The 23,993-nt window shown below is 70.5% G+C and carries 21 protein-coding genes; 13 read left to right on the plus strand and 8 right to left on the minus strand.

The genetic code is table 11. The annotated features are described in order from the left end of the window. Nucleotide 1 precedes the first annotated feature (1 nt). From VHW64_RS18295 to VHW64_RS18310, 4 genes are all read left to right on the plus strand, one after another. Nucleotides 2-1,399 (plus strand): glutamate decarboxylase, encoded by a 1,398-nt coding sequence (locus VHW64_RS18295; protein ID WP_329652011.1) that lies wholly within the window; start codon nt 2-4, stop codon nt 1,397-1,399. A 158-nt stretch (nt 1,400-1,557) separates the two neighbouring features. Beyond that, on the plus strand, nt 1,558-2,172 hold the full coding sequence (locus tag VHW64_RS18300; RefSeq protein WP_329652012.1) for a Panacea domain-containing protein: 615 nt from the start codon (nt 1,558-1,560) through the stop codon (nt 2,170-2,172). Next, nucleotides 2,169-2,456 (plus strand): hypothetical protein, encoded by a 288-nt coding sequence (locus VHW64_RS18305; protein WP_329652013.1) that lies wholly within the window; start codon nt 2,169-2,171, stop codon nt 2,454-2,456. Before VHW64_RS18300 ends, VHW64_RS18305 begins: the two co-directional genes overlap by 4 nt. Before the next feature lie 323 nt (nt 2,457-2,779). Then, complete coding sequence (locus VHW64_RS18310; protein WP_329652014.1) at nt 2,780-3,262, plus strand: hypothetical protein; 483 nt, start codon at nt 2,780-2,782, stop codon at nt 3,260-3,262. A gap of 69 nt (nt 3,263-3,331) precedes the next feature. On the opposite strand, the gene VHW64_RS18315 is transcribed toward VHW64_RS18310, so the two are convergent. Together VHW64_RS18315 and nrdR are read right to left on the minus strand one after the other, a co-directional pair. Continuing rightward, nucleotides 3,332-6,259 carry a vitamin B12-dependent ribonucleotide reductase gene (locus VHW64_RS18315; protein ID WP_329652015.1) on the minus strand — a complete coding sequence of 976 codons (2,928 nt, stop codon included), beginning with the start codon at nt 6,257-6,259 and terminating at the stop codon, nt 3,332-3,334. Between the two features lie 195 nt (nt 6,260-6,454). Then, the gene (nrdR, locus tag VHW64_RS18320; RefSeq protein ID WP_329652016.1) at nt 6,455-6,949 is read right to left on the minus strand and encodes a transcriptional regulator NrdR; all 495 of its coding nucleotides are present in this window, start codon (nt 6,947-6,949) and stop codon (nt 6,455-6,457) included. A 357-nt stretch (nt 6,950-7,306) separates the two neighbouring features. On the opposite strand from nrdR, the gene VHW64_RS18325 reads away from it, so the two are divergent. Both VHW64_RS18325 and VHW64_RS18330 read left to right on the plus strand, forming a co-directional pair. Next, nucleotides 7,307-7,666: a hypothetical protein gene (locus VHW64_RS18325; RefSeq protein WP_329652017.1), complete on the plus strand. Its 360-nt coding sequence runs from the start codon at nt 7,307-7,309 to the stop codon at nt 7,664-7,666. Then, complete coding sequence (locus tag VHW64_RS18330; protein ID WP_329652018.1) at nt 7,666-8,085, plus strand: DUF3052 domain-containing protein; 420 nt, start codon at nt 7,666-7,668, stop codon at nt 8,083-8,085. Before VHW64_RS18325 ends, VHW64_RS18330 begins: the two co-directional genes overlap by 1 nt. A gap of 182 nt (nt 8,086-8,267) precedes the next feature. Here VHW64_RS18330 and VHW64_RS18335 read toward each other — a convergent pair whose 3' ends face one another. Beyond that, on the minus strand, nt 8,268-8,867 hold the full coding sequence (locus tag VHW64_RS18335) for a LysM peptidoglycan-binding domain-containing protein (protein ID WP_329652019.1): 600 nt from the start codon (nt 8,865-8,867) through the stop codon (nt 8,268-8,270). Nucleotides 8,868-9,529: 662 nt separating this feature from the next. Here VHW64_RS18335 and VHW64_RS18340 point away from each other — a divergent pair. The 4 genes from VHW64_RS18340 (at nt 9,530) to VHW64_RS18355 (ending at nt 12,941) form a co-directional block, all read left to right on the plus strand. Next, a complete protein-coding gene (locus VHW64_RS18340; RefSeq protein WP_329652020.1) occupies nt 9,530-10,231 on the plus strand; it encodes a hypothetical protein in 702 nt (233 codons plus the stop codon). A gap of 95 nt (nt 10,232-10,326) precedes the next feature. Then, entirely contained in the window at nt 10,327-10,971 is a 645-nt protein-coding gene (locus VHW64_RS18345) for a hypothetical protein (protein WP_329652021.1), read from the plus strand. 108 nt (nt 10,972-11,079) lie between these two features. Beyond that, the gene (gene lexA / locus VHW64_RS18350; protein WP_329652022.1) at nt 11,080-11,829 is read left to right on the plus strand and encodes a transcriptional repressor LexA; all 750 of its coding nucleotides are present in this window, start codon (nt 11,080-11,082) and stop codon (nt 11,827-11,829) included. Between the two features lie 143 nt (nt 11,830-11,972). After that, a complete protein-coding gene (locus VHW64_RS18355) occupies nt 11,973-12,941 on the plus strand; it encodes a phosphatase PAP2 family protein (protein ID WP_329652023.1) in 969 nt (322 codons plus the stop codon). 39 nt (nt 12,942-12,980) lie between these two features. Here VHW64_RS18355 and VHW64_RS18360 read toward each other — a convergent pair whose 3' ends face one another. Beyond that, on the minus strand, nt 12,981-14,939 hold the full coding sequence (locus tag VHW64_RS18360) for an ATP-dependent DNA helicase (protein ID WP_329652024.1): 1,959 nt from the start codon (nt 14,937-14,939) through the stop codon (nt 12,981-12,983). Between the two features lie 237 nt (nt 14,940-15,176). On the opposite strand from VHW64_RS18360, the gene VHW64_RS18365 reads away from it, so the two are divergent. After that, nucleotides 15,177-15,878, plus strand: coding sequence for a response regulator transcription factor (locus VHW64_RS18365; RefSeq protein WP_329652025.1), 702 nt, complete (start codon nt 15,177-15,179; stop codon nt 15,876-15,878). A 20-nt stretch (nt 15,879-15,898) separates the two neighbouring features. On the opposite strand, the gene hflX is transcribed toward VHW64_RS18365, so the two are convergent. Beyond that, nucleotides 15,899-17,410, minus strand: coding sequence for a GTPase HflX (hflX, locus tag VHW64_RS18370; RefSeq protein WP_329652026.1), 1,512 nt, complete (start codon nt 17,408-17,410; stop codon nt 15,899-15,901). Nucleotides 17,411-17,529: 119 nt separating this feature from the next. Here hflX and VHW64_RS18375 point away from each other — a divergent pair, with 119 nt between their 5' ends. Continuing rightward, nucleotides 17,530-19,983: an FAD-dependent oxidoreductase gene (locus VHW64_RS18375; protein WP_329652027.1), complete on the plus strand. Its 2,454-nt coding sequence runs from the start codon at nt 17,530-17,532 to the stop codon at nt 19,981-19,983. Nucleotides 19,984-20,104: 121 nt separating this feature from the next. On the opposite strand, the gene VHW64_RS18380 is transcribed toward VHW64_RS18375, so the two are convergent. Genes VHW64_RS18380 through VHW64_RS18390 form a run of 3 tightly spaced genes read right to left on the minus strand, consistent with a single transcriptional unit; the run spans nt 20,105 to nt 22,481 of the window. Next, complete coding sequence (locus VHW64_RS18380; protein WP_329652028.1) at nt 20,105-21,013, minus strand: NADP-dependent oxidoreductase; 909 nt, start codon at nt 21,011-21,013, stop codon at nt 20,105-20,107. A gap of 12 nt (nt 21,014-21,025) precedes the next feature. After that, nucleotides 21,026-21,802 carry an SDR family NAD(P)-dependent oxidoreductase gene (locus VHW64_RS18385; protein WP_329652029.1) on the minus strand — a complete coding sequence of 259 codons (777 nt, stop codon included), beginning with the start codon at nt 21,800-21,802 and terminating at the stop codon, nt 21,026-21,028. A gap of 43 nt (nt 21,803-21,845) precedes the next feature. Continuing rightward, on the minus strand, nt 21,846-22,481 hold the full coding sequence (locus VHW64_RS18390; RefSeq protein ID WP_329652030.1) for a helix-turn-helix domain-containing protein: 636 nt from the start codon (nt 22,479-22,481) through the stop codon (nt 21,846-21,848). 75 nt (nt 22,482-22,556) lie between these two features. Here VHW64_RS18390 and VHW64_RS18395 point away from each other — a divergent pair, with 75 nt between their 5' ends. Next, nucleotides 22,557-23,978 carry an MFS transporter gene (locus VHW64_RS18395; RefSeq protein WP_329652031.1) on the plus strand — a complete coding sequence of 474 codons (1,422 nt, stop codon included), beginning with the start codon at nt 22,557-22,559 and terminating at the stop codon, nt 23,976-23,978. The last annotated feature ends 15 nt before the right edge of the window (nt 23,979-23,993 follow it).

A 23,993-nucleotide genomic window follows, 5' to 3' on the forward strand; every position in this document is an offset into this window, starting at 1 on the left:
CATGACCCATGCGCGCGGGGGGAGCGACCCCGACCCGGCCGTGTTCGGTGGCCGGTTCCTGACCCAGGACCCGCCCTCGACGGCGTTCCCGGACACGGGCATGAGCCCGACCGACGCCGGCCGGCTCCTCGACGACGACCTCGCGCTCGAGGGCGACCCGTGGCGCAACCTCGCGACGTTCGTGACGACCTGGATGGAGCCGGAGGCGCGGCGGATCATCTCCGACAACCTGCACCGCAACTTCATCGACCACGCGGAGTACCCCATCTCCGCCGAGATCGAGCAGCGCTGCATCCGGATGCTCGCCGACCTCTTCCACGCACCCGGCGAGACCACCGGCTGCCGCACCCAGGGCTCCTCCGAGGCGATCATGCTCGGGGCCCTGTCGCTGAAGTGGAAGTGGCGCGAGCGCCGGCAGGCCGCAGGCGCCTCGGTCGAGGCGCCCAACCTGGTCTTCGGCGGCGACGTGCACGTCGTGTGGGACAAGTTCTGCCGCTACTTCGACGTCGAGCCCCGCGTCATCCCGCTGGCGGAGGGCAAGTACACCATCGGCCCCGACGACGTCGCGCCGTACCTCGACGAGAACACCATCGGCGTCGCCGCCGTGCTGGGTACGACGTTCACCGGGCACATGGACGACATCCGCGGCATCAACCAGCTGCTGCTCGACACCTTGGCCGAGCAGGGCCTCGACATCCCGCTACACGTCGACGGCGCGAGCGGGGGCTTCGTGTGGCCCTTCCTCTATCCCGACTCGGCGTGGGACTTCCGTCTCGAGCAGGTGCGATCGATCAACGTCTCGGGACACAAGTACGGCCTGGTCTACCCCGGCATCGGCTGGCTGATCTTCCGCGAGACCGCAGACCTCGCCGAGGACCTGGTCTTCTATGAGAACTACCTCGGCAAGACCGACGCCACGTTCACCCTCAACTTCTCCACCGGCGCCTCGATGGTGCTCGCGCAGTACTACAACTTCGTCCGGCTCGGCCGTGAGGGCTACGGCTACGTGATCGGCCAGATGAAGGAGAACGCGCGGGCCCTCGCGGCGAACCTGCGCGAGACCGGGCGCTTCGAGATCATCGGCGACGACCTCGAGCAGCTGCCGCTGGTCGCCTTCCGCCTGGCGGGCGGCGCGGCGTCGAGCGGCGGGCGGGCCTACGACGAGTCCGACGTCGCCTGGCAGCTCTCCGCCGAGCGTGGCTGGATGGTCCCGGCGTACACGCTCCCGCCGAACGCGCAGGACGTGAAGATCCTGCGTGCCTTGGTCAAGGAGACGCTCAGCCGTGGCCAGGTCGACCGCCTCACCCAAGACATCGTCGACGCGTGCAAGACGCTCGACGCCAAGGGCGGCGCCCACCCGGCCGAACGGGCCCAGGTCAAGCGGGGCCCCGGCTACTGACCAGCTCGGCAGTCAGTGCCCGACCAACGCTGCGGGAAGAGCGAACAGGAGCATCGCCGGCGCGAAGCACCAGCTCCACGCCACCAGCCGACGTAGCCGACGGGCGTTGTGTAACGTGACAGGCCCAGCTGTCGGCAGGCCCGAGTAGTATCGAACACATGTTCGATACGGTGAGTCTTCCACGCACCGCAGTGGCCGGGGTTAGCATGATCTCCATGGCGTTTTCGGCACATGAGGTGGCTCAGGAGATCAAGCGCCGCATCCCCGGGGTAGGGAGTCTCAAGGTCCACAAGCTGCTCTACTACTCTCAGGGTCATCATCTCGCGTCCCTTGGTCGACCGCTGTTCCGCGACACGATTTCGGCCTGGGACATGGGTCCGGTGGTTGGGACCCTCTGGTACGAGGAGCGGACTGGTTCCGTGGAACCGGCGCAAGAGGACTGCCTGGATGAGGCTGCGCTAAACACCATCGGCTACGTCGTAAGCCGCTATGGCGGCCTGACGGGCGGCGATCTGATCCGACTCTCGCACTCCGAGCCGCCCTGGATCGAAGCCAACTCTCGTCGTCCAGCAGGCCAAAGTGCCCGCATCGAACAAGACAGCATCCGTACTTACTTCGCGCGCGTCGAGGACGAAGACGACGAAACTGGCCCGCGCTTGGATGCCCAACTGCTCAAAGAGTTCCTCAGCGGTGCCGAGGAAGTGGCCTGCGGGTCGGACACGGTCGACTCTCTCGACGAGATCGCCGCGCGACACGCTGCCCTCATCGGGTGATCCGCTACGAGCTCGTCAACTTCCTTCCCCGGTTCGATGAGTGGGTGGACCTTGAGTCGCCGGCTGACGAGATCCGCGCCGCCGTGCTGTCGTGGATGTTCACTCGGGCCGAGAACCCCTACCTAGGGGTTAAGCGCACCGAAGGCTTCGTCAACCTCTGGTATGGCGCAGTGCCGCACACGGAACATGGCGCGGGTGACGTGGTCGTCTGCTCCTACTTCATCAACGAGTCTGAGCGGGCCGTGAAATGCAATGGGTTCGCCACCCTCAGCACGCCGATCTGACGGCCAGTCCTGGTCGGACTCGTCGCCTGGGTCTGTGTCGCGGTCCGGCTCGTCGTAGGGATCCATGGCGAGCGGCACCTCAAGCAGGTCTCATCCTCTTCGGGCGGGATCGCCCATACCGATCCGAATGGTCCCGAGGTCCCGGAGATTCGCGAGCCCCCGGGCGTATCCGCGGACCTCTTGCGTACTCCTAGGTCAGTGGCCGGCCCGCTCGGACCGGCAAGACATGCACCTGGGAATCAGGCAGACTGACACCATCGATACCGGCGCTGGACATCGACCAGCTTCGGCCTGAGCATCAGCGACGGGGAGAAGAAGGAACCATGCGCATCAAGACTGGGATCGGGTCAGTTGCCCTCACCATGACCGCCAGCCTTCTCGCCGCCTGTGGCGGTGGTGGCGGCGGCTCTTCGCACTCCGCAGGAAGCTACTGCGACGAGCTGAAGACCGACAAGACCTACTTCGAGAGCTTCAGTGGCAGCAACCCCGACCTCAGCAAGCTGGGCGACGTGTTCACCCGGATGCACCAGCTGGCCGGGGACGCCCCGAGCAATGTCGCCGCCGACTGGAAGACCCTGGACGGCGCGATCACGACCCTCGAGAGCGCGCTCAAGGCTGCCAACATCAAGCCCAGCGACCTCGCGGCGATGCAGAACGGTCAGATGCCGCAGGGTGCCAACCTCCAGAAGCTCCAGGCCCTCGCGCCGAAGCTCGAGGCCCTCAGCAGCAGCGGCGTCAGCAGCGCAGCCGACCGGATCAGCGCCGACGCGAAGAAGAGCTGCGGCATCGACCTGTCGTCGAGCTGACCCTCTCCGGGCTCACCAGACCGCGAAGGCGACCCGTCTCGCAGCGAGACGGGTCGCCTTGCTTGCCGCTCAGCTGCAACCGCTGGTGCTGCCGCACCCTTCGCAGACGTAGCAGGAGCCGGCGGGGCGCATCTTGGTGCCGCAGGTCATGCAGAGCGGGGAGTCGACGGCGGTACCGGTGATCTTCTCCAGGAGCTCGGCTGAGGTGTGAGCCTCCTGGGTGACCTGGGCGGGGACCTCGCGGTCCTCCGAGCCGTGGGTGTCCGTGGTCTCCGTGCTCTCGACAGGTTCGTCGGGCGACCCGTGCTCGACCGACGAAGGAGCGCTGAGGTCGCCGATGACCTCCGAGGCGTTGCCGACCTCGTCGTCGCCGAGCTCGTAGGAGCCCGTCTCGAGGTAGCGCTGACGCTCCTCGGCGGAGAAGATGCCGAGGGCCTCGCGGTCTTCGAAGGACAGGTAGTCCAGCGCCAGGCGGCGGAAGACGTAGTCCATCAGAGAGCGGGCCATCCGGATGTCCGGGTCGTCGGTCAGACCGTTGGGCTCGAAGGAGAGGTTGCTGAACTTCGAGACGTAGGTCTGGAGCGGCACGCCGTACTGGAGGCCGATCGACACCGCGATCGAGAACGCGTCCATCACGCCGGCCAGCGTGGAGCCCTGCTTGCCGAGCTTGAGGAACAGCTCGCCGAGGGACTTGTCGTCATGAGCGCCGGAGGTCATGTATCCCTCGGCGCCGCCGACGGTGAACGACGTGGTGCGAGCGACGCGCGACTTCGGCAGGCGCTTGCGCAGCGGCTGGTAGACGACCTTCTCCACGACCTTGGTCTGGGCCGGCTCGACCGACGAGGCTCCGGCGCGCGCCTGGTCCTTCTTCGACGAGTCCGACTTGCCGTCGGCCAGCGGCTGGCCGACCTTGCAGTTGTCGCGGTACACGGCGGTGGCCTTGAGCCCGAGCTTCCAGGACTGGAGATAGATGTCCTCGATCTCCTCCACCGATGCGGTCTCCGGAAGGTTCACCGTCTTCGAGATCGCGCCGGACAGGAACGGCTGGGCGGCCGCCATCATCCGGACGTGGCCCATCGGGGCCAGCGCGCGCGCACCCATCGCGGTGTCGAACACCTCGTAGTGCTCGGTCTTGAGCCCGGGTGCGTCGATCACGTGCCCGTGCTCGCCGATGTAGGCGACGATCGCCTCGATCTTCTCCTCGTCGTAGCCCAGCTTCTCCAGGGCCCGCGGGATCGTCTGGTTGACGATCTGCATCGAGCCGCCGCCCACCAGCTTCTTGAACTTCACCAGGGAGAAGTCGGGCTCGATGCCCGTCGTGTCGCAGTCCATCATGAAGCCGATGGTCCCGGTCGGGGCGAGCACCGAGGCCTGCGCGTTGCGGAAGCCATGGGTCTTGCCGAGCTCGACGACCTCGGCCCAGGCCTTGGTCGCGAGCTTGAGCACCCGGGAGTCCTCGAGGTGCAGGGTGCGCACGGTGTCGTTGGCGGCCTGATGCTTGCGCATCACCCGCTGGTGGGCCTCGGCGTTGCGCGCGTACCCGGCGTAGGGCCCGACGATCGCGGCCAGCTCCGCCGACCGCTTGTACGACGCACCGGTCATCAGTGAGGTGACTGCGCTGGCCATGGAGCGCCCGCCGTCGGAGTCGTATCCCAGTCCCATCGCCATCAGCAGCGCCCCGAGGTTTGCGTAGCCGATCCCCAGCTGGCGGTAGTCGCGCGTGGTCACCCCGATCGACTCGGTCGGGAAGTCGGCGAAGCAGATCGAGATGTCCATCGCGGTGATGATCAGCTCGACGGCCTTCTCGAACAGCGCCGCGTCGAAGGTGTCGTCGTCCTTGAGGAACTTCAGAAGGTTCAGACTGGCCAGGTTGCACGAGGAGTTGTCCAGCGACATGTACTCCGAGCACGGGTTGGACGCGGTGATCCGGCCGGTCTCGGGGTTGGTGTGCCAGTCGTTGATCGTGTCGTCGTACTGGAGGCCGGGGTCGGCGCACTCCCAGGCCGCGTTGCTGATCTTGTGGAACAGCTCGCGGGCGTCGACGGTCTCGATCACCTCGTGGGTGTGGCGCGCCCGCAGCCCGAACGACGTGCCGTCCTCGACCGCGCGCATGAACTCGTCGGTGACCCGCACCGAGTTGTTCGCGTTCTGGTATTGGACCGAGTGGATGTCCCGCCCGCCGAGGTCCATGTCGAAGCCGGCATCGCGCAGCGCGCGGATCTTGTCCTCCTCGCGCGCCTTGGTCTCCACGAACTCCACGATGTCGGGGTGGTCGACATCGAGCACGACCATCTTGGCCGCCCGTCGCGTCGCGCCTCCCGACTTGATGGTGCCGGCCGAGGCGTCCGCGCCGCGCATGAAGGAGACCGGACCCGACGCCGTACCGCCCGAGGAGAGCAGCTCCTTGGACGACCGGATGCGGGAGAGGTTCAGCCCGGCACCCGAGCCGCCCTTGAAGATGAAGCCCTCCTCCTTGTACCAGTTCAAGATGGAGTCCATCGAGTCGTCGACCGACAAGATGAAGCACGCCGAGACCTGCTGCGGGCTCGGCGTCCCGACGTTGAACCAGACCGGGGAGTTGAACGAGAAGTACTGGTGGACCAGCAGCCAGGTCAGCTCGTGCTCGAAGGTCTCGGCGTCCTCGGGGCTCGCGAAGTACCCGAAGTCCTCACCGGCCTTGCGGTAGGTCTTCACCACTCGGTCGACGATCTGCCTCAGGCTCCACTCGCGCTGGTCGGTGCCGACGGCGCCGCGGAAGTACTTCGTGGTGACGATGGTGCTCGCGTTGACCGACCAGAAGTCGGGGAACTCCACACCGCGCTGCTCGAAGACCGTCTCCCCGGTCTTCCAGTTCTGCTGGACGACGTCGCGACGCTCCCAGGTGATCTCGTCGTAGGGGTGCGCACCGGCCGTCGAGAACACGCGGTCGATGGTCAGGCCGCCACGCGTTGGCGCGCCCTGCTTCCCCTTCACCTTCGGGTCTGCCGTCTCGGTCATCTGGGCTCCTCGTGTTCCCGATCTGATGGCGCTCCGGTGGCTGGGAGGCGGTCGTGGAGCGACCGCCCTGCACCAGCGGAGCCTTTCTTCTCGGTCGGTGGCCCATGGTCTCAGCGACCACCGACATGCCTCGATGAGAGGCGGGGTGATGCACCCGGCGCGCAGCTTCCCCACTACGCGCCGGGTGGTCTGGGGTTATCCGGTGCGCACGGCGCGTGGCGCCGCACCCGACGGTGCTGCCGCTGCCTGCTCCATCCGGAGCAAGGAGATCTCGTCCTCGAAGTCGTCGGCCGAGCTGAACGCCTTGTAGACGCTGGCGAACCGCAGGTAGGCGACCGGGTCGAGCGCGCGCAGCGGGCCAAGGATCGCCATCCCGACCTCGTGCGCGGGCACCTCCGCGGCGCCTTCGTTGCGCAGGGAGTCCTCGACCGTCTGGCCCAGGCAGGCCAGGTCGTCCTCGGACACGGGTCGGCCCTTGCAGGCCTTCCGCACCCCGGCGACCGCCTTCTCGCGGTTGAAGGGCTCGGTCGCACCGGACCGCTTGAGCACGGTCAGCTGCATGAGCTCGACGGTCGTGAAACGCTTCTCGCAGCTCTCACAACGACGCCGCCGCCGGATCGCCGCGCCGTCCTCCGACACGCGGGAGTCGAGGACCTTCGTCTCGCTGTGCCGGCAGTAGGGGCAGTGCATGGGTCGGTCCTCCTCTCGTCGTCACCTGCGCTGGTAGAACGCATTTCGGGCGCGCCAAAGTCCCCGGACGGGGGGCGTGTCTGCTGTGGACTGTCGCCCGCTTGCTGTGGACGACCGGCCGGTTTCTGTGGGTTTCCGGGCCCCTTCTGTGGGCCTACATGTGGAAAACCACAACGTTGTAACTACTAGATGTAGTGGTGACCTTACGTCGGGTGACGAGGCTTGGCAAGCGGTTCGTCGAGCCAATTGGCGGTCCGGCCGAGCCGATCCCAAATGCACAGGTCAGAGCCGTCGGGACCACCGAAACTGCTGGCGCATCGGCGTGTCGCGGACGCCGCGATCGGCCACAATGGACCGATGGCAGCGGGCAAGCGGGCAGCGCCGGGCAGGCACTCGGGGCCCTCGCGCCCCGAGCCCGACTCCCCGGCCGGCCCGTCGTCGCCAGCCGGCTCGGGCCCGCTGCTCCTGCTGGCCCTCGGCATCACCGCAGCCGTCGTCGCCTGGGGATATCTGGTCTACCTCGCCATCGACTTCGGAACGACGGCCCGCGACGGCAACGACAGCGCGTGGTGGTTCCTCGCGCTGGCCACGCTCGGCGCCATCGCCTGCCTGTTCGCCGGCATGATGCTGGGCGTGCGACTGGTCGCGCGGCTGCGCGCACAACGCCCTCCTCCGGCTCCACCACGGCCGCCCGGCGGCCGGCGGGCGGCTCGCTGATGGCGCGACCCGAGGCGGGGTACGCCGGGACCCCGCTGGCCGAGAAGCTCGGGGTCAAGCACGGGCACGTCGTGCTGCTCGACCGGCTGCCCGGGGGTCTCGACCTCGACCTGCCACCCGGGGCGAGGCTCGTCCGACGCGTACGACGTGGCCTCGACGTCACGCTCACCTTCCACACCCATCTCGCGACGTTGACCCCACGGCTTCCGACGTTGTTCGAGCACACGGCGACGAACGGGATGGTCTGGATCTGCTGGCCCAAGCAGGCGGCAGTCAGGAGGCTCGGCATCGACGCCGACCTCGGCGAGATGGGCGTGCATCGCCTGGGGCTCGACCTGGGGTGGGTCGACGTGAAGGTCGCCGCGATCAGCGAGGTCTGGTCGGGGGCCAAGTTCGTCCGGCGGTTGGCTGACCGGTAGATCCCGGAAACGCCGAACGTCAGACCAGGGAGCCACGGGAGACAGCGCGCGTGGGGCGCGCTGTCTCCCGTCTTCCCCGGCTCTCCGTGCCGACCGGGGTCGAAGCGGCCGGACGGAAGTCTTGGGTCGTGCGGGGTCGAGCTGGTCGAGTCGACGTCAGCGCGACGACCCGACCGGCGCGATCACTTCGGGAGGCGCAGCGTCTGGCCCACCTGGAGCGTCGCGGAGTCGAGATGGTTGATCGTCTCGATGTGGGTCATCATCGAGCGGACGTCACCGCTGCCGGTCTGGACGGCCGCGCGGGACGCGAGGTCCCACAGGGTCTGACCGGGCTGGACCATGACCACGCGGGTGGGCTCGGGCTTGTCGTTGGCCAGCGATCCGGTCGCGGCCACGAACGCCACGCCCAGCGCGGCGAGCAGGCCGGCGCCGACGACCACGAGTCGTCCTCGGCGGGTCAGGCGCACCGAGCTCGGTCGAGGCTGCGCCACCCGCACCGACACGTCGTCGCCGTCGTACTCCGGGGCGAAGAAGTCGTCGAGCGCCACGCGCCGGATCGGCTCGGGAGAGCGCTCGGGCAGCACCCGGGTCACGACCGGAGCGCTCTCGGCGTCCGCGAGGATCCGCAGCACCGGGCGATCGGCCCGACCGACGACCCAGGCGCCCTCCGCCACGGTCCGCCGCTGCGTCGACCGCTTGCGGGTCGGGGGCGTGGGCGGCGTGAGGCGCGGGGCTCGGGCGGTGGTGCTCGGGGCCTGCTTGGTGGCGGTGCTGGTGCTCATCGTCGTGACCTCCTGGGGAAGCGCCACCGTCGTTCGGCGGCTCTGGGTCTCTGGGTCTCTGCTTTCGATCCCTGTTCTAGGGGCGGCCACCGACAGTCGCTCAGGTGAGCGGCCGGCGGGGCACTCGATCAGACGTTCGATCGAACATGTGTACGACGTTAGAGCACGTGTTCGAATGACTCAAGGAGCGACACGAACAATTGTTCGAACGTGTCGCAACGCGCCGAGCAGTGACCTCACCCTCTTAAGGAAGTGCTGATCAATGGCGCCGTCGCGAGCGCCGCGACGCGTGTGCGATGGCAAGGCGGGGTCGCGACGGCACGCTGGGCGCACGTCGAGCGGCTGCCACGCAGCCGGCGTGCGCGCATCGCGCCGCAGCAGGCGGGATTGACCAGCGCTTCCTTAAGACAGAATTAAGACGTTCGCCGGACAGCGCGCCCTCCAGAAGGCAAGGTCTGCCTCGGCACCGGCCATCAGGGCCCGCCGACGTCATGGGTCGGGTAGGCCGGCGTGATCTCGGGACACGCCGGCCCACCGGAGGCACCCCAAGCACCAGATTCCCTGGGGGTCTGGTTCGCAAGACCGTCCCCGATCGACCCAGGAGCGGGTAAGCGTCTTCGGTGACGGGCACTCGGGTCCGTCCTCACCGAGGAGCACCTGTCGTGAACCCACACCTCCCTGGCCGGATCCTGCCCGTCGTCATCGGCGCAGCGGCCGTCGTCGGCGGCGCGAATCTCGCGTCGTACGCCGCCGACGGTCACGCCTTCCGGCTCGGCGCCAAGAACCACGAGGACCACGCCACCACCGTCACCAACGACGGCGCCGGCCCGGCCTTCCGCTTCGCCACCGCCGACGGCGTCGCGCCGTTCGCCGTCAGCAGCAGCACCAAGGTGGCCCACCTCAACGCCACCCGCGTCGACGGCCTCAAGGCCGGCGACCTGTCTCGCTCCTACCGCTACGTCGTGCCCACCGGCACCTCCGGAGACACCGGGTTCCAGGCCACCGACCTGCCGCCCGGGCACTACAACGTGTCCTTCGACCTCGTCACCGACAACCACGCCCCCGCGGGCGCCCCGCCGCCGCTGTGCTTCGTCACCGACTCCCGGCGAGAGTTCGCCGTCGTCGCCGGCGCCCAGGTCGTCGCGGGCACCGCCATCATCGACGGCACCGGTCCGGTCACGGTCCTCGAGACCGGCGCGGCGGCCCTCGTCTGCGAGGCGAACGGCGGGCTGACGAGTCCCGTAGGCGTCCGGTTCCGCAACACGCTGACCTTCACCCTGGTGCGGTCGGTGCATCGCGGCACCCTCCGCTCCCTGGCGTCGGCCCAGGTCGAGGGTGATGCGCGGCAGTGGCGCGGGCGCTGACGCCCAGCGTCCCCCGCCCGCCGTGAACGGCGGCATTGTCCAGACATCGCCCAGGCATTACCCAGGCGTTACGCCGGACCGGGAGCCTGGCCGGCATGACGTCGTACGCACGTGGTCGCCTCGTCCCGGTCCTGCTCGCGGTCGCCGTCCTGGTCGGCGCGGCCAACCTGGGGGCGTACGCGGCCTCGGGCCGGCCACTGCTGCTCGGGCACCGCAACCGTGCTACGGCCACCACCAGCCTGGCGACCACGGGCCGGTCCCCCACGCTCACGCTCCGGTCGGCGCATGGGGCGCCGCCACTGGCGGTCTCGAGCTCGAAGGTCGTCAAGCACCTGAACGCCGACCGAGTCGACGGCAAGGACGCCGCCGAGCTCGGGGCACCCGCCCTGACCTACCGGCTGCCCAACGGGCCGACCAGCCAGAGCCTCACCGTGCCGAAGCCGGGCACCTACCTGCTCTCGGTCAGCGTGACGCTCTCCGCAGCGGACGCCAGCGGTTGCTTCCTCGAGGAGATCTCCGGCTCGTCGTCCGTCGACCCGATCTCCCTCAACGGAACCATCAGCGGCGGCTATACGACGGTCAGCGGCAGCTCGATCATGAGGGTGACCAAGAAGGTCCAGGACCTCAACTTCCGGTGCTTCTCGCCGATCTACAGCACCTCGGCGTACAGCAGCACCCTGGGGCTGGTTCGGCTGTCGGCCAGACACCAAGGCCGACTGGTCGAACGCCGAACCCACTGACTCGGCTCCATGGACTCGCGCCGCGGTCGGCATCGGAGTGCGGGCGCGACACGCCCGATTCGAACAGGTGTTTGATCGAGGGTGCCGCTGCGCCGTACGGTGTCGGCCATGACACGGAGCACATCCCGGGGCACCACAGGTTCGTCCCGGGTCGCCGAGCTTCCCGACGGAGCCCCCGACGCGACCGGGCTCACGCCCCGTCAGCAGCGGGTGCTGGCCACCATCAAGGAGGCCATCGAGAAGCGCGGCTACCCGCCGAGCATGCGGGAGATCGGCCAGGCGGTCGGCCTGACCAGCAGCTCCAGCGTCGCCCACCAGCTGCGCGTGCTGGAGGAGAAGGGCTTCCTCAGGCGCGACCCCAACCGGCCCCGCGCACTGGAGGTCTTCCTGCCCGAGGTGATGGCTGCGCGTCGCTCGCTGGGTGGCGCCGTGGCCGACGAGGAGTCGTCGTACGACGAGACCGGCGTCGGCGACGCGCGACCCGAGGCGACCTACGTGCCGATGGTCGGCCGGATCGCTGCCGGTGGTCCGACCCTGGCCGAGGAGACCCTGGAGGACGTGTTCCCGCTCCCCCGGCAGCTCGTCGGGGAGGGCACGCTGTTCCTGCTCGAGGTGCGCGGAGACTCCATGGTGGAGGCCGCGATCTGTGACGGCGACTACGTCGTGGTCCGGCAGGAGCAGACCGCCGAGAACGGCGAGATCGTGGCGGCCCTGATCGACGGGGAGGCGACGGTCAAGACGTTCCAGCGCAAGGACGGCCACGTCTGGCTGCTGCCGCACAACGCGTCGTACGCCCCGATCGACGGCTCCCAGGCGACCATCCTGGGCAAGGTCACCGCGGTGCTGCGGCGCGTCTGACCCTGAGATTCCCCCGAGACACCGGGAAGTATCTGGTGCCTGTCGGTGCTCTCCTGTAGACCTGTGCGTATGTCATGACGACGGCCGCAGGTGCGTCATGAGGGTGGTGCAAACCCTTTGCGCCTCCCTGAGAGGATGAGCGGGTGAGCGTTCGGTCGAGCGTGGGGTCGATCACCGGGGGAAGGCTCCTCCGGGGCCGCGGCCTGCGCGAGATCGTCTTGATCGGCGTTCTCTACATCTTCTACTGCATCACCCGCACCTTCGCCAACGGCGACCTCGGCCCCGCGCAGGACCGCGCGGGTGACCTGCACTCCCTCGAGCGTGTTCTCCACCTCGACTGGGAGCACAGCATCAACAACTTCTTCGTGGCCCACAGCTGGGCCGCGATCCCTGCCTGCTACTGGTACGCCGCGGCTCACTACACCGTGACCCTGTTCGTGTTGGTCTGGCTGTGGCGCAAGGGCCCGCAGCACTACGCGCCAGCCCGCTGGGCTCTGGTGGTGTCGTGCCTGCTGGGCCTGGCCTGCTACCTCCTCCTGCCCACCGCACCGCCGCGGATGCTGAGCGGATACACCGACGTCCTGAGCCAGCATGCCAACGACGGCTGGTGGAGCACGGACGCCTCGGCGCCCAAGGGGATGGGTGGGCTGACCAACGAGCTGGCGGCGTTCCCGAGTCTGCACGCCGGCTGGGCGCTGTGGGTCGCCCTGGTGGTGCGGCGCAGCACGCGCAGCTACTGGGCGCGCGGGCTGGCGTGGCTGCACGCCGTGGTCACCGCCGTCGTCGTGATCGGCACCGGCAACCACTGGATCCTCGACGTGTGCGCCGGGTGGGCGCTGGTGATCGTGGCGATGTGGCTGGTGGACCCGTGGTTCGCCGACAGCCGCCAGCTGGTGAAGGCCAGGCGGCTGGAGTTCAACCGCCGGGTCGCCGGCACCCGAGCGCCGGCCATCGAGTCGATCCCCGACGAGCCGGTCGGCCTCGCCACGAGCGAGGAGCCCCCCAGCTCACCGAAGGCCGAGCCACGGCCACCGCTGGCCGCGGAGCCGCTCACGACCGAGGCGCTGGATGCCTGGGCCGAACCACCGCGAAAACGTCCCTTCGAGTGCTGATGTCGCTCCGCGCCGCGACGTAGTGCGCCCGGGGACGCCTCAGCTCGCGGCCTCGGCCCGCGCCAGTCGCGAGAGCGCCTCGCGGACCAGGTCGCCGTCGTACGTCGTCCACATCGGCGGCAGGCTGGCGCGCAGGTAGCCGCCGTACCTCGCGGTGGCCAGCCGCGGGTCGAGCACCGCCACGACGCCGCGGTCGGTGGTGGTGCGGATCAGGCGTCCGGTGCCCTGCGCCAGCAGCAGCGCGGCGTGGGTGGCCGCGACCTGCATGAAGCCGTTGCGGCCCTCGCGCTCGGCCGCGCGCTGCCGCGCGCTCATCAGCGGGTCGTCGGGGCGGGGGAACGGGATCCTGTCGATGAGCACCAGCTGGCACGTCTCGCCCGGGACGTCGAGCCCCTGCCAGAGACTCAGCGTGCCGAACAGACATGTGTGCGGGTCGCTCACGAACTGCCGGGACAGCTCCGGGAGCTGCGCCTCGCCCTGGGCCAGGGTCGTCAGATGGGGCAGCCGCTCCCGGATGGCCTCGGCCGCGGCCTCGGCGGCGCGACGTGAGCTGAAGAGTCCGAGGGTGCGGCCGTCGGCGGCGTCGACCAGGCTCGCGATCTCGGCGAGCTGAGCCTCCCCGAGCCCGTCGCGACCGGGGGGCGGCAGGTGACGCGCGATGTAGAGGATGGCCTGGCGGCCGTAGTCGAACGGCGAGCCGACGTCGAGGCCCACCCACGGCAGGGCGCCCTCGCCGTGCGCCACCTGCGCAGCGGCCTCGTCGGGCCCGACGACGCCGACCCGCTCCTCGGGCCGAAGCCCGACCGAGGTGGCGATGGCGTCGAAGTCGCCGCCGAGCATCAGGGTCGCCGACGTCAGCACGACCGTCTTGTCGCTCAGCAGCTTCTCGCGCATCGGGCCCCAGACCTCCAGGGGCGCGACGCACAGTCGCGGCGGGATACGGCTCTGCCCCACAGTGCCGCCCTCGCGGAGCCACAGCACGTCGGACTCCGACCTGGCCGCCATCCGCTCGACGGTCGCGAACACCTCCTGCACCGAGCCTCGGGCCTGGGTGCGCGCGGCGTCCGCCTCCCCGCCACCGTCACCCTCCTTCGGGAACGCCGACAGGCACGCTCGAGCCGCGTCGCGCACCAGGACCAGCGCGTCACCGAGGTCGTCGGGCAGGTCGTCGAAACGGCCCGGGCTGCACGACGCGATGGCCGCCGTGAGCGCGTCACCCGCGTCGGCGAGGTCGTCGGCCGCGGAGGTGCCGCTCGCCGACGACTCGCCGTCGACGTAGCGACGCGCCCGCCGTGCCGCACGGTCGACGTCGGAGGCCATCAGCTCGTCGGTCGCCGCCTGGGTGACGCGGGCGACGACCTCGTGCGCCTCGTCGACCACCACCACGTCGTAGTCGGGGATCATCGGGACGCCCTCGATGGCGTCGATGGCCAGCAGCGAGTGGTTGGTGACGACCAGGTGCGACCGATGGGCCTGCTCGCGGGCCACCTCGACGAAGCACTCCCCGCCGAACGGGCAGCGGGACGCGCCCAGGCAGTCGCGATGACTGACGCTGACCTGACGCCACTCGCGGTCGGTGTGCCGCGGGGCGTGGTCGCGCTCGCCGCTGCCACCGCTCTCGGCCTGCTGCTCGGCCCAGGCCCGCAGCTCCAAGACCTTCTTGCCCAAGGAACTCTGGGGGACGTCGACCAGCGCGCCCTGCTCGTCGTCCGGCGCGCCCTCGCGGATCCGGTGCAGGCAGGCGTAGTTGGAGCGCCCCTTCAGCACGGCGTACGACGTGTCGACCTCGGGGTGGGCGGCCGCGACCGCCTCGACGAGACGAGGGATGTCACGCTCGACCAGCTGGTGCTGGAGCGCCAGCGTCGCCGTCGCGACGACGACCCGACGGCCGTGCAGAAGCGCCGGCACGAGGTAGGCCAGTGACTTGCCGGTGCCGGTGCCGGCCTGTACGACGAGGTGCCGATCCAGGCTCAGGGCTTCTCCCACGGCCTCGGCCATGGCAACCTGACCTAGTCGTTCCTGACCACCCAGAGCACCAACCGCGGTGTCCAGCACCGAGGCGATGGGTAGACGGACGGCGGGCACTGGTGCACCCTATCCGCGACGGGGCAATCGGGTTTCTCGCGAAACCGCGCCAGGGGACAACCATCCTTTCTCGGGATGGCGACGAAAAGCCTGACGGGGTTACTTGGGGCGCCCGGGCCATGTCATCGACCCCGAAAGTGTTGCCACCACATGACCAGCATCCTCGTCATCGAGGACGACCCATCCATCCGGGCTGCCCTCGACCGCGGGCTCTCCGAGCGCGGCCACCACGTCCAGACCGCGGCCTCCGGCATCGCCGGACTCGAGGCCGTGCTGGGCGACCGGCCAGACGTCGTCCTGCTCGACCTGGGCCTGCCCGACGTCGACGGACTCACCGTGATCGGCATGATCCGAGCCGCGAGCGCGGTGCCCGTCATCGTGATCACCGCGGTCGACGACGACCCGACGATGGTGCGTGCCCTGGACTCCGGCGCAGACGACTACGTCGTGAAGCCCTTCCGCCTTGACCAGGTCACCGCCCGGATCCGCGCGGTGATGCGACGGTCGCAGCGAGGGGCCACCACCGAGCCGATCCGGGTCGGCGAGCTGCTCATCCACGAGCCCACGCGCACCGCCACCCTCGCCGGCGAGCAGCTGGAGCTCGCCCGTCGGGAGTTCGACCTCTTGTTCGCCCTGGCCGAGCGGGTCGGCGTGGTCGTCAGCAAGCGCACCCTGCTGGCCGAGGTCTGGCAACAGGTCGACGGGTCCGACCGCACGGTCGACGTCCACCTCTCCTGGCTCCGGCGCAAGCTGGGTGAGACCGCTGCCGAGCCGCGCTACCTCGACAGCGTGCGAGGCGTCGGCGTCCGCCTCATCGACCCCACCGACCGAGCAGACCGCAAGACCTCCTGACCGCGCCAGGGGACTGGTGGCTAGACGGGGTACGCCGCGAGCTCGCCGGCGAGGTCGGCGTGCGCGCGGCCGCGGACGACCGTGCCGTCGCCGGTGTGCTCCAGCGACTCGATCTCGCCGTGCTGGTGCAGCCGGTCGAGGAGGTCGCCGCGGGAATAGGGCACCAACGCCGCGAACTCCACCCCGGGCCGCGGCAGGTCGCCCTCCACCCGAGCCAGCACCTCGTCGATGCCCTCGCCGGTCTTGGCGCTGACGACCACGGAGTGCGGCTCGCGCTGCTTGAGGCGAGCCAGCACCAGCGGGTCGGCCGCGTCGGCCTTGTTGACCACGATGATCTCGGGGACCTTGTCGGCGCCGATGTCGGCGAGGACCTCGCGCACCGCGGTGATCTGACCCTCCGGGTCGGGGTGCGAGCCGTCCACCACGTGCAGGATCAGGTCGGAGTCGGCCACCTCCTCCAGCGTCGACCGGAACGCCTCGACCAGCTGGTGCGGCAGGTGCCGGACGAAGCCGACGGTGTCGCTCATGGTGTACACCCGGCCGTCGGCGGTCGTCGTACGCCGGGTGGTGGGGTCGAGGGTGGCGAAGAGCGCGTCCTCGACCAGGACCCCGGCCCCGGTGAGGCGGTTGAGCAGGCTCGACTTGCCGGCGTTGGTGTAGCCCGCGATGGCGACGCCGGGCACGTGGCGGCGACGCCGCTCCTGCCGCTTGGTGTCGCGCGTGCCCTTCATGTGGGCGAGCTCGCGTCGCAGCCGGGCGATCTTGGTGTTGATCCGACGGCGGTCGGTCTCGATCTTGGTCTCGCCGGGGCCGCGACCGCCGATGCCCGCGCCGGCGGCGACCCGGCCACCGGCCTGGCGCGAGAGGTTGCCGCCCCAGCCGCGCAGGCGCTGCTTCATGTAGGTCAGCTGGGCCAGCTCGACCTGCGCCTGGCCCTCCTTGCTCTTGGCGTGCTGGGCGAAGATGTCGAGGATCAGCGCCGTCCGGTCGACGACCTTCACCTTGAGCCGGTCCTCCAGGTTGCGCAGCTGGCTGGGCGCCAGGTCGCCGTCGCAGATCACGGTGTCGGCGCCGGTGGCGCGCACGATCTCACCGAGCCCGTCGACCTTGCCCCGGCCGACGTACGTCGCGGGGTCCGGCTTGTCACGCCGCTGGTAGATCGCGTCGAGCACCTCGGAGCCCGCCGTCTCGGCGAGCGCGGCGAGCTCGGCCATGGAGTTCTCGGCGTCCTCGACGCTCCCCCCGGTCCAGACCCCGACGAGGACCACGCGCTCGAGGCGCAGCTGGCGGTACTCGACCTCGGAGATGTCCTCGAGCTCGGTGGACAGCCCCGCGACGCGACGCAGGGCGTACCGCTCGGCGAGGTCCTGCTGGCCGGTGGTGAGCTCGGGGTCCTCACCGTCGGCGTCGCCGGCGTAGCCGGAATCCCGGCCGTCGTCGGTGTCGGCCGGGTCCTGGAGATCGTCCTCGACGTCCCAGTCCCTGGTCTGCGCCAGCTCGGCGTCGAGGGAGAAGTCGCGTGCGTTGGTCATCCGGGTCCCAGGGTAGGTCGGCGCCGGTCCCCACGCGAACCCGTTTGCCCGCGACGTCATCGGAAACGTGGCCCATAGCGCTCGATTCGGATGACGTCCGGGCCCGCTAGGTTGTGCCGGTGACCCCGCCGCCTGCCAGCCCAGCGCTTCCGGACCGGGCCCGCGTCGTCGTCGTCGGGGGCGGCGTGATCGGGTGCTCGGTCGCCTACCACCTCGCCCACGAAGGCTGGACCGACGTCGTCGTCCTCGAGCGCGACCGGCTCACCAGTGGCACGACCTGGCACGCCGCCGGGTTGATGACCTGCTTCGGCTCGACGTCCGAGACGAGCACCGGCATCCGGCTCTACAGCCGTGACCTCTATGGCCGGCTCGAGGCCGAGACCGCAGTGGCGACAGGCTTCAAGCCGGTCGGCCTGATCGAGGCCGCCGCGGACACCGATCGCCTGCACGAGTACCGCCGGGTGGCGGCGTTCCAGCGACACCTGGGGCTCGAGGTCGAGGAGATCGGGCCCAACCAGATGTCCGAGCTGTTCCCCTGGGCCAGGACCGACGACCTCCTCGCGGGCTTCTACGTGCCCGGCGACGGGCGCGTGAACCCCGTCGACCTCACGCAGTCCCTCGCCCGCGGCGCGAAGAACCTCGGCGTCCGGGTCGTCGAGAGCGTGCGGGTCCAGGACGTGCTCGTGGCGGACGGCGAGGTCTGCGGCGTGGTGGTCGAGGACGGCACCCGTATCGAGTGCGAGTACGTCGTGAACTGCACCGGCATGTGGGCGCGCGAGCTCGGTGAGCGGAGCGGCGTGGTGATCCCCAACCAGGCCGCGGAGCACTACTACCTGATCACCGACACCATCGAGGGGATCGACCCCGACGCGCCGATCTTCGAGGACCCCGCCTCCTACGGCTACTACCGCGAGGAGGGGGGCGGGATGATGGTCGGCCTCTTCGAGCCGCACGCCGCGGCGTGGTCGGTCGAGGGGATCCCGCGCGACGCGACGTTCACCAGCCTCAAGCCCGACTGGGACCGGATGAGCCCGTTCTTGGAGACCGCGATGGCGCGGGTCCCGGTCACGCTCGAGGTGGGGGTGCGCACGTTCTTCTGCGGCCCCGAGTCGTTCACCCCGGACCTGATGCCGGCGGTCGGCGAGGCGCCTGCCATCCGCGGCTACTTCGTCGCCGCGGGCATGAACTCGGTCGGCGTCCTCTCCGCGGGAGGGCTGGGCCGGGTGCTGGCCCACTGGATCATCGCCGGGCTGCCGGACGTCGACGTGACCGCGTGGGACGTCGCCCGCTTCCGCGCCGACCAGCTCGACCCGTCGTACCGTCGGGAGCGCACGACGGAGATCCTCGGCACGGTGTACGCCGCGCACACGCCGGGCAAGCAGCTGCGCACCATGCGCGACCGGCGGCTCTCCCCGGTCCACCAGCGGCTCGTCGGCAACGGCGGCTACCTCCGCGAGGTCTCCGGCTGGGAGGGAGCGGACTGGTTCGCCGGTGCGGGTCGGACCGCGAGTGCCGACCCCACCTGGGGCCGGGCGCCGTGGTTCGCGCGATGGGAGGCCGAGCACCGCGCGGTGCGTGAGGGCGTCGGGCTCATGGACATGTCGTTCATGGCGAAGCTCGCGGTCACCGGCCCGGAGGCCGGCGCCGTGCTCGGCCAGCTCTCGGCCGGCGACGTCGACGGCGAGCCGGGCTGGATCACCTACACGCAGTGGCTCAACGACGACGGGCGGATCGAGGCCGACCTGACGGTCTCGAAGCTGGACGAGGAGCGCTTCTGGGTGGTCGCCTCCGACACCGCGCACGGCCACGTCGCCGGGATGCTCGAGCGCGCCTCCCGCAACCGCGACGTCAGCATCTGCGACGAGACCGAGGCGTACGCCCAGCTCAACCTCCAGGGTCCGCTCTCTCGCGACGTCCTCGGCGGGCTCACCGACGCCGACCTGGCGACCTCGGCCTGGCCCTTCCGCGGCGTCCGCGAGATCGAGGTCGCCGGCGTGCCGGTCACCTGCGCACGGATCACCTACCTCGGCGAGCTGGGCTACGAGCTGTACGTCGCGGCCGACCGCGCCCTGGACCTGTACGACGCGCTGGCGGGCGGAGAGGGTGTGCGCCCGGTGGGGCTCAAGGCGCTGGCCTCGCTGCGGATGGAGAAGGCGTACCGCGACTACGGCCACGACATCGACAACACCGACTGCCCGCTCGACGTCGGACTGGGCTTCGCGGTCGCGTGGGACACGGACTTCCGCGGCAAGGAGGCCCTGCTCGCCCGCAAGGCGGCGTTCCCCTCGACGCAGCGGCTGGTGCAGATCAAGCTGGAAGACCCCGAGCCCCTGCTCTACCACGCCGAGCCGATGCTGCGTGACGGCGAGGTCGTCGGGTACGTCCGCGCCGCGTCGTACGGCTGGACGCTCGGCGCGTCGGTGGGCCTGGCGTTCATCTCGTCCGACGAGAAGGTCACCGCGGACTGGCTCGGCGGCGGCGCCTGGGAGGTCGACATCGCCGGTCAGCACTACCCCGCCGAGGTCTCCCTGCGCCCCCTCTACGACCCGTCCTCCGCCCGCGTCCGGGTCTAGCGGGCTTGGTCAATTCCCCCGCTTCAGTGGGGGAGTTGACACTTATTGGGGGTTGCAGCGGCCAGGAAGTGCCAAATCCCCCGCTGAAGCGGGGGATTTGGCAGCCGCAGACCCGCAGCTGTCAGAGGGTGATGACGAGCTTGCCGCCGACGCGCCCCGCCTCGAGCCGGCGATGGGCATCGGCGGCTCGCTCGAGGGGGTAGGTGTCGGTGACGTGGGGGCGCAGGCCGCTGGACACGGCGGCCGACAGCTCGTAGAGCCGGTCGCGGCCGGGCCTCACCAGGACGCCGTGCACGTCGATGTTCCGGTCGATCGCGAGGTCGAGGTCGCCGGCGAGGTCGACGACCGTCGCGGCCTGGCCGCCCTCGCGCACCGAGGGCAGGGACGAGGCCAGCCGACCCCCCACCAGGTCGACGACGGCGTCCAGCTCGGCGCCGAGCCGCCGCGCCGCCGCAGCAACCGGTGCGGGCTCCGCGCGGTCGACGACCAGGTCGACGCCGAGCTCCTCGAGACGGCGACGCTCCTCCGGTCGGCCGGCGCCGGCGACGTGCAGCCCGCAGCTCCGGGCGAGCTGCACCAGCAGGTGCCCGACACCCCCGGTCGCGCCGTGGACGAACACCCACGAGCCGGCCGGGAGGGGCAGCCGCTGGAGCACCTGGAGCGCCGTGCACCCTGCCAACGGCAACGCCGCCGCGACGATCGGGTGCAGCTCGGGCGGTCGCGGCGCGACGTACTCGCGGGGTACGGCGACCCGGTCGGCGAGCGCGCCCCTCGTGGTGCCTCGCACCGGCAGCAGCGCCCACACCGGCTCCCCGCTGTCGACCGCGTGTCCGGCCAGCTCGTAGCCGACGACGTACGGCGCGCGGAGACCGGCCCACGACGGGTCGGCGCGGTTGCCGGCGTCGACCGGGTTGACCCCGACCGCCTCGACGTCGACCAGCACCTCGTCAGGCCCCGGGCGGGGTCGGGGGACCTCGGCCAGGACCAGGGCCTCGGGCCCACCGGGAGCGCGCACGACGACCGCCCGCATGTCAGACGCCGGTCACTTCGGGGGCATCCTGATGCCGCCGTCGACGCGCACGACCGCGCCGTTCATGTAGGAGTTCCGCAGGCACTCCAGCACCATCGACGCCAGCTCCGAGGGATCGCCGAGCCGCTGGGGGAACAGCACCGACTCCCCCAACCGCGCCTTGAACTCCTCGGCCTGCTCGCCCTCGCCGTAGATGGGGGTGTCGATCAGGCCCGGCGCGACGGTGTTCACCCGCACCGCGATCGCGGCGAGGTCGCGGGCGACCGGGAGGGTCATCCCGACGATGCCGCCCTTGGACGAGGAGTACGCCGCCTGCCCGATCTGGCCGTCGAACGCCGCCACGCTGGCCAGGTTCACGATGGCGCCACGCTCGCCGCTCTCGAGCGGCTCCAGCCGCGACATCGCCGTGCCGGCGATCCTGATCAGGTCGAAGGTGCCCACGAGGTTGATCGCGATGACCCTCTTGTAGAGATCGAGGTCGTGGGCGGACTCATAGGTGCCGTCGCGGCCGACCGTGCGCGCCGCCGGGCCGATGCCGGCGCAGTTGACCAGGATCCGCAGGTCGCCGAGCTCAGCGGCACGGTCGACCGCTGCCTGCACCGCAGCGGTGTCGGTGACGTCGACGTGGGCGAAGCCGCCGCCCAGCTCGTCGGCCAGCGCGCGGCCCTTGTCGTCCTGGACGTCGGCGAGGAGCACCCGTGCGCCGGCCTGCGCCAGCTGGCGCGCGACGGCTGCGCCGATGCCAGACGCCGCCCCGGTGACCAGGGCCGAGGAACCTGAGATCTCCACGAGGCGGAGCCTAGTGGCGGCACCCGCCGGACGCGTCGGGGCCTCAGCGGGAGAGGTCGAAGACCTTCTCGAACGTCCGGACCGCCGCGCGGGTGCCCGAGACCTCCAGCTCGCCCTCGACGTCGGCCAGGGAGGACCCGCGCACCCACCGCATCATGGCCGCCGCGCTGCCGCTCACGCGCACGTCCTCGCGCATGCCCGGCCCGGGCCGCACCAGCTGTCCGTCGTCCACGCCCACGACGACGTCGTGACCGTCGAGCTCCAGCAGGACCGTCAGGCACGCATCGCGCGCCGACGCGGCGTCGAAGCGCGTCGTCAACGCGCTGGCCGCGACCTGATGGCGCACGCGCCCCTCCTGCGGCTCACCGAGGAACGGCTGGCCGAACGCCGAGAGCGCGCGCAGCACCGGCAGCACCCGGTGTCCGTCGTGGGTGAGGGCATAGACGGTTCGCGCCGCGGGCGGCGGCAGCTCGCGCTGCTCGACCAGACCGTCGGCCTCCAGCGCCCTCAGCCGCTCGGTGAGCAGGTTGGTCGCGATGCCGGGCAGCCCTGCCTTGAGATCGGTGAAGCGCTGCTGGCCGAACGCCAGCTCGCGAAGCACCAGCAGCGTCCACCGGTCGCCCACCCGGTCGAGGGCGGCAGCGATCCCGCAGTACTGGTCGTAGGTCTTGCCGGGCATGCAGCCACCCTACGGCGGTATCATTTCTAGATCAACTAGTTGCTTTTCTCAACTCCACTGTCGTAGGGTCCTGTCGTGCCCACCGACGTCACTCGCCTCGTCCGCCCCTGGCCAGCGCTGGTCGTGGCCAGCCTCGCGTCGTTCATGGTGTTCCTCGACACCCAGGTGCTGTTCGTCGCCTTCGGCGACATCCGCGCCAGCTTCCCGACGGTCTCGCTCGCGACCATGTCGTGGACCCTGTCGGCGTACACCATCGCGCTCGCCGCGGCGCTGGTCCCGGCGGGCCGGATGGCCGACCGGTTCGGGCGCAGGCGCACGTTCATGCTGGGTCTCGCGCTGTTCACGCTCGCGTCCCTGCTGTGTGCCCTGGCTCCGACGCCTGCCGCCCTGGTCGGCTTCCGGATCGTGCAGGCGCTAGGCGCCGCCGCGCTGATCCCGTCAGCACTGGCCTTGGTGCTGACCGTGTTCCCGCCGGCGAAGGTCCCGGTCGCCGTGGCGATCTGGGGCTCGATCTCGGCGCTCTCGGCGGCCCTGGGCCCGATCGTCGGTGCCCTGCTGGTGCAGCAGTGGGACTGGCGCGCGGTGTTCGTGGCCAACCTGCCCGTCGGCCTCGTGGCCCTCGTGCTGGCCCCCCGGCTCCTGCCCGAGGCTCGGGAGCACACCCGACGGGCCTTCCCCGACCCGCTCGGCGTCCTCCTGCTCGCGGGGGCCCTCACGCTGGTCGCCCTGGGCATCGTGCAGGGCCAGCAGTGGCAGTGGTGGTCGGTGCGCACGGTCGGGGCGATCGTGCTCGGCCTGGTCGTGCTGGCCGCCTTCGTGCGCCGTACCGCCTCCGTGGCAGCGCCGGCGATCGACCTGCACCTGTTCAACGACCCATCGTTCCGGTGGGCCAACGTCGCCACCGCGGTCTTCACGATCGGCTTCACCGCGATGTTCTTCGCCTCGATCCAGTTCACGACGCAGGTGTGGGCCTACTCCATCGTGCGAGCGGGTCTCGCGATGATTCCGGGTCCGGTCGTCGTGGTCCTCCTGGCGCCTCGGATGGGCGGGCTGGCCACTCGGTTCGGCCAGCGGGCGCTGCTGGTTCCGGGTGGGCTGGTCTACGCCGCGGGCGGGCTCTGGCTGCTCATCGCGATGTCGACGACGCCTCACTACCTCACCGAGATGCTCCCGTCGGGGCTGCTCGCGGGCCTCGGGGTGAGCCTGGTGATGCCGCAGCTCATCAGCGCCGCCGTACAGCACCTGCCCGCCGACGAGCGCGCCGTGGGCTCGGGGATCAACCAGGCCGTGCGTCAGTTCGGCGCGACGTTCGGGGTCGCGCTGACCGTCGCCCTGCTCGGCACCTTCCAGCAGACCGGCGCCATGACGCACTTCCACCATGTCTGGTGGCTCCTGGTCGTGAGCGGCGCGGGCACGTCGGCGGCGGCACTGGCCCTCCCGCGTCCGGCGCACGCCGTCGCCAGCCCCGAGGTGGTCAGCGGAGCCGAAGCCGCGTGAGGGCGGTCGCCGGTG

Source organism: Nocardioides sp., from assembly GCF_036267815.1.
Classification (GTDB): Bacteria; Actinomycetota; Actinomycetes; order Propionibacteriales; family Nocardioidaceae; genus Nocardioides.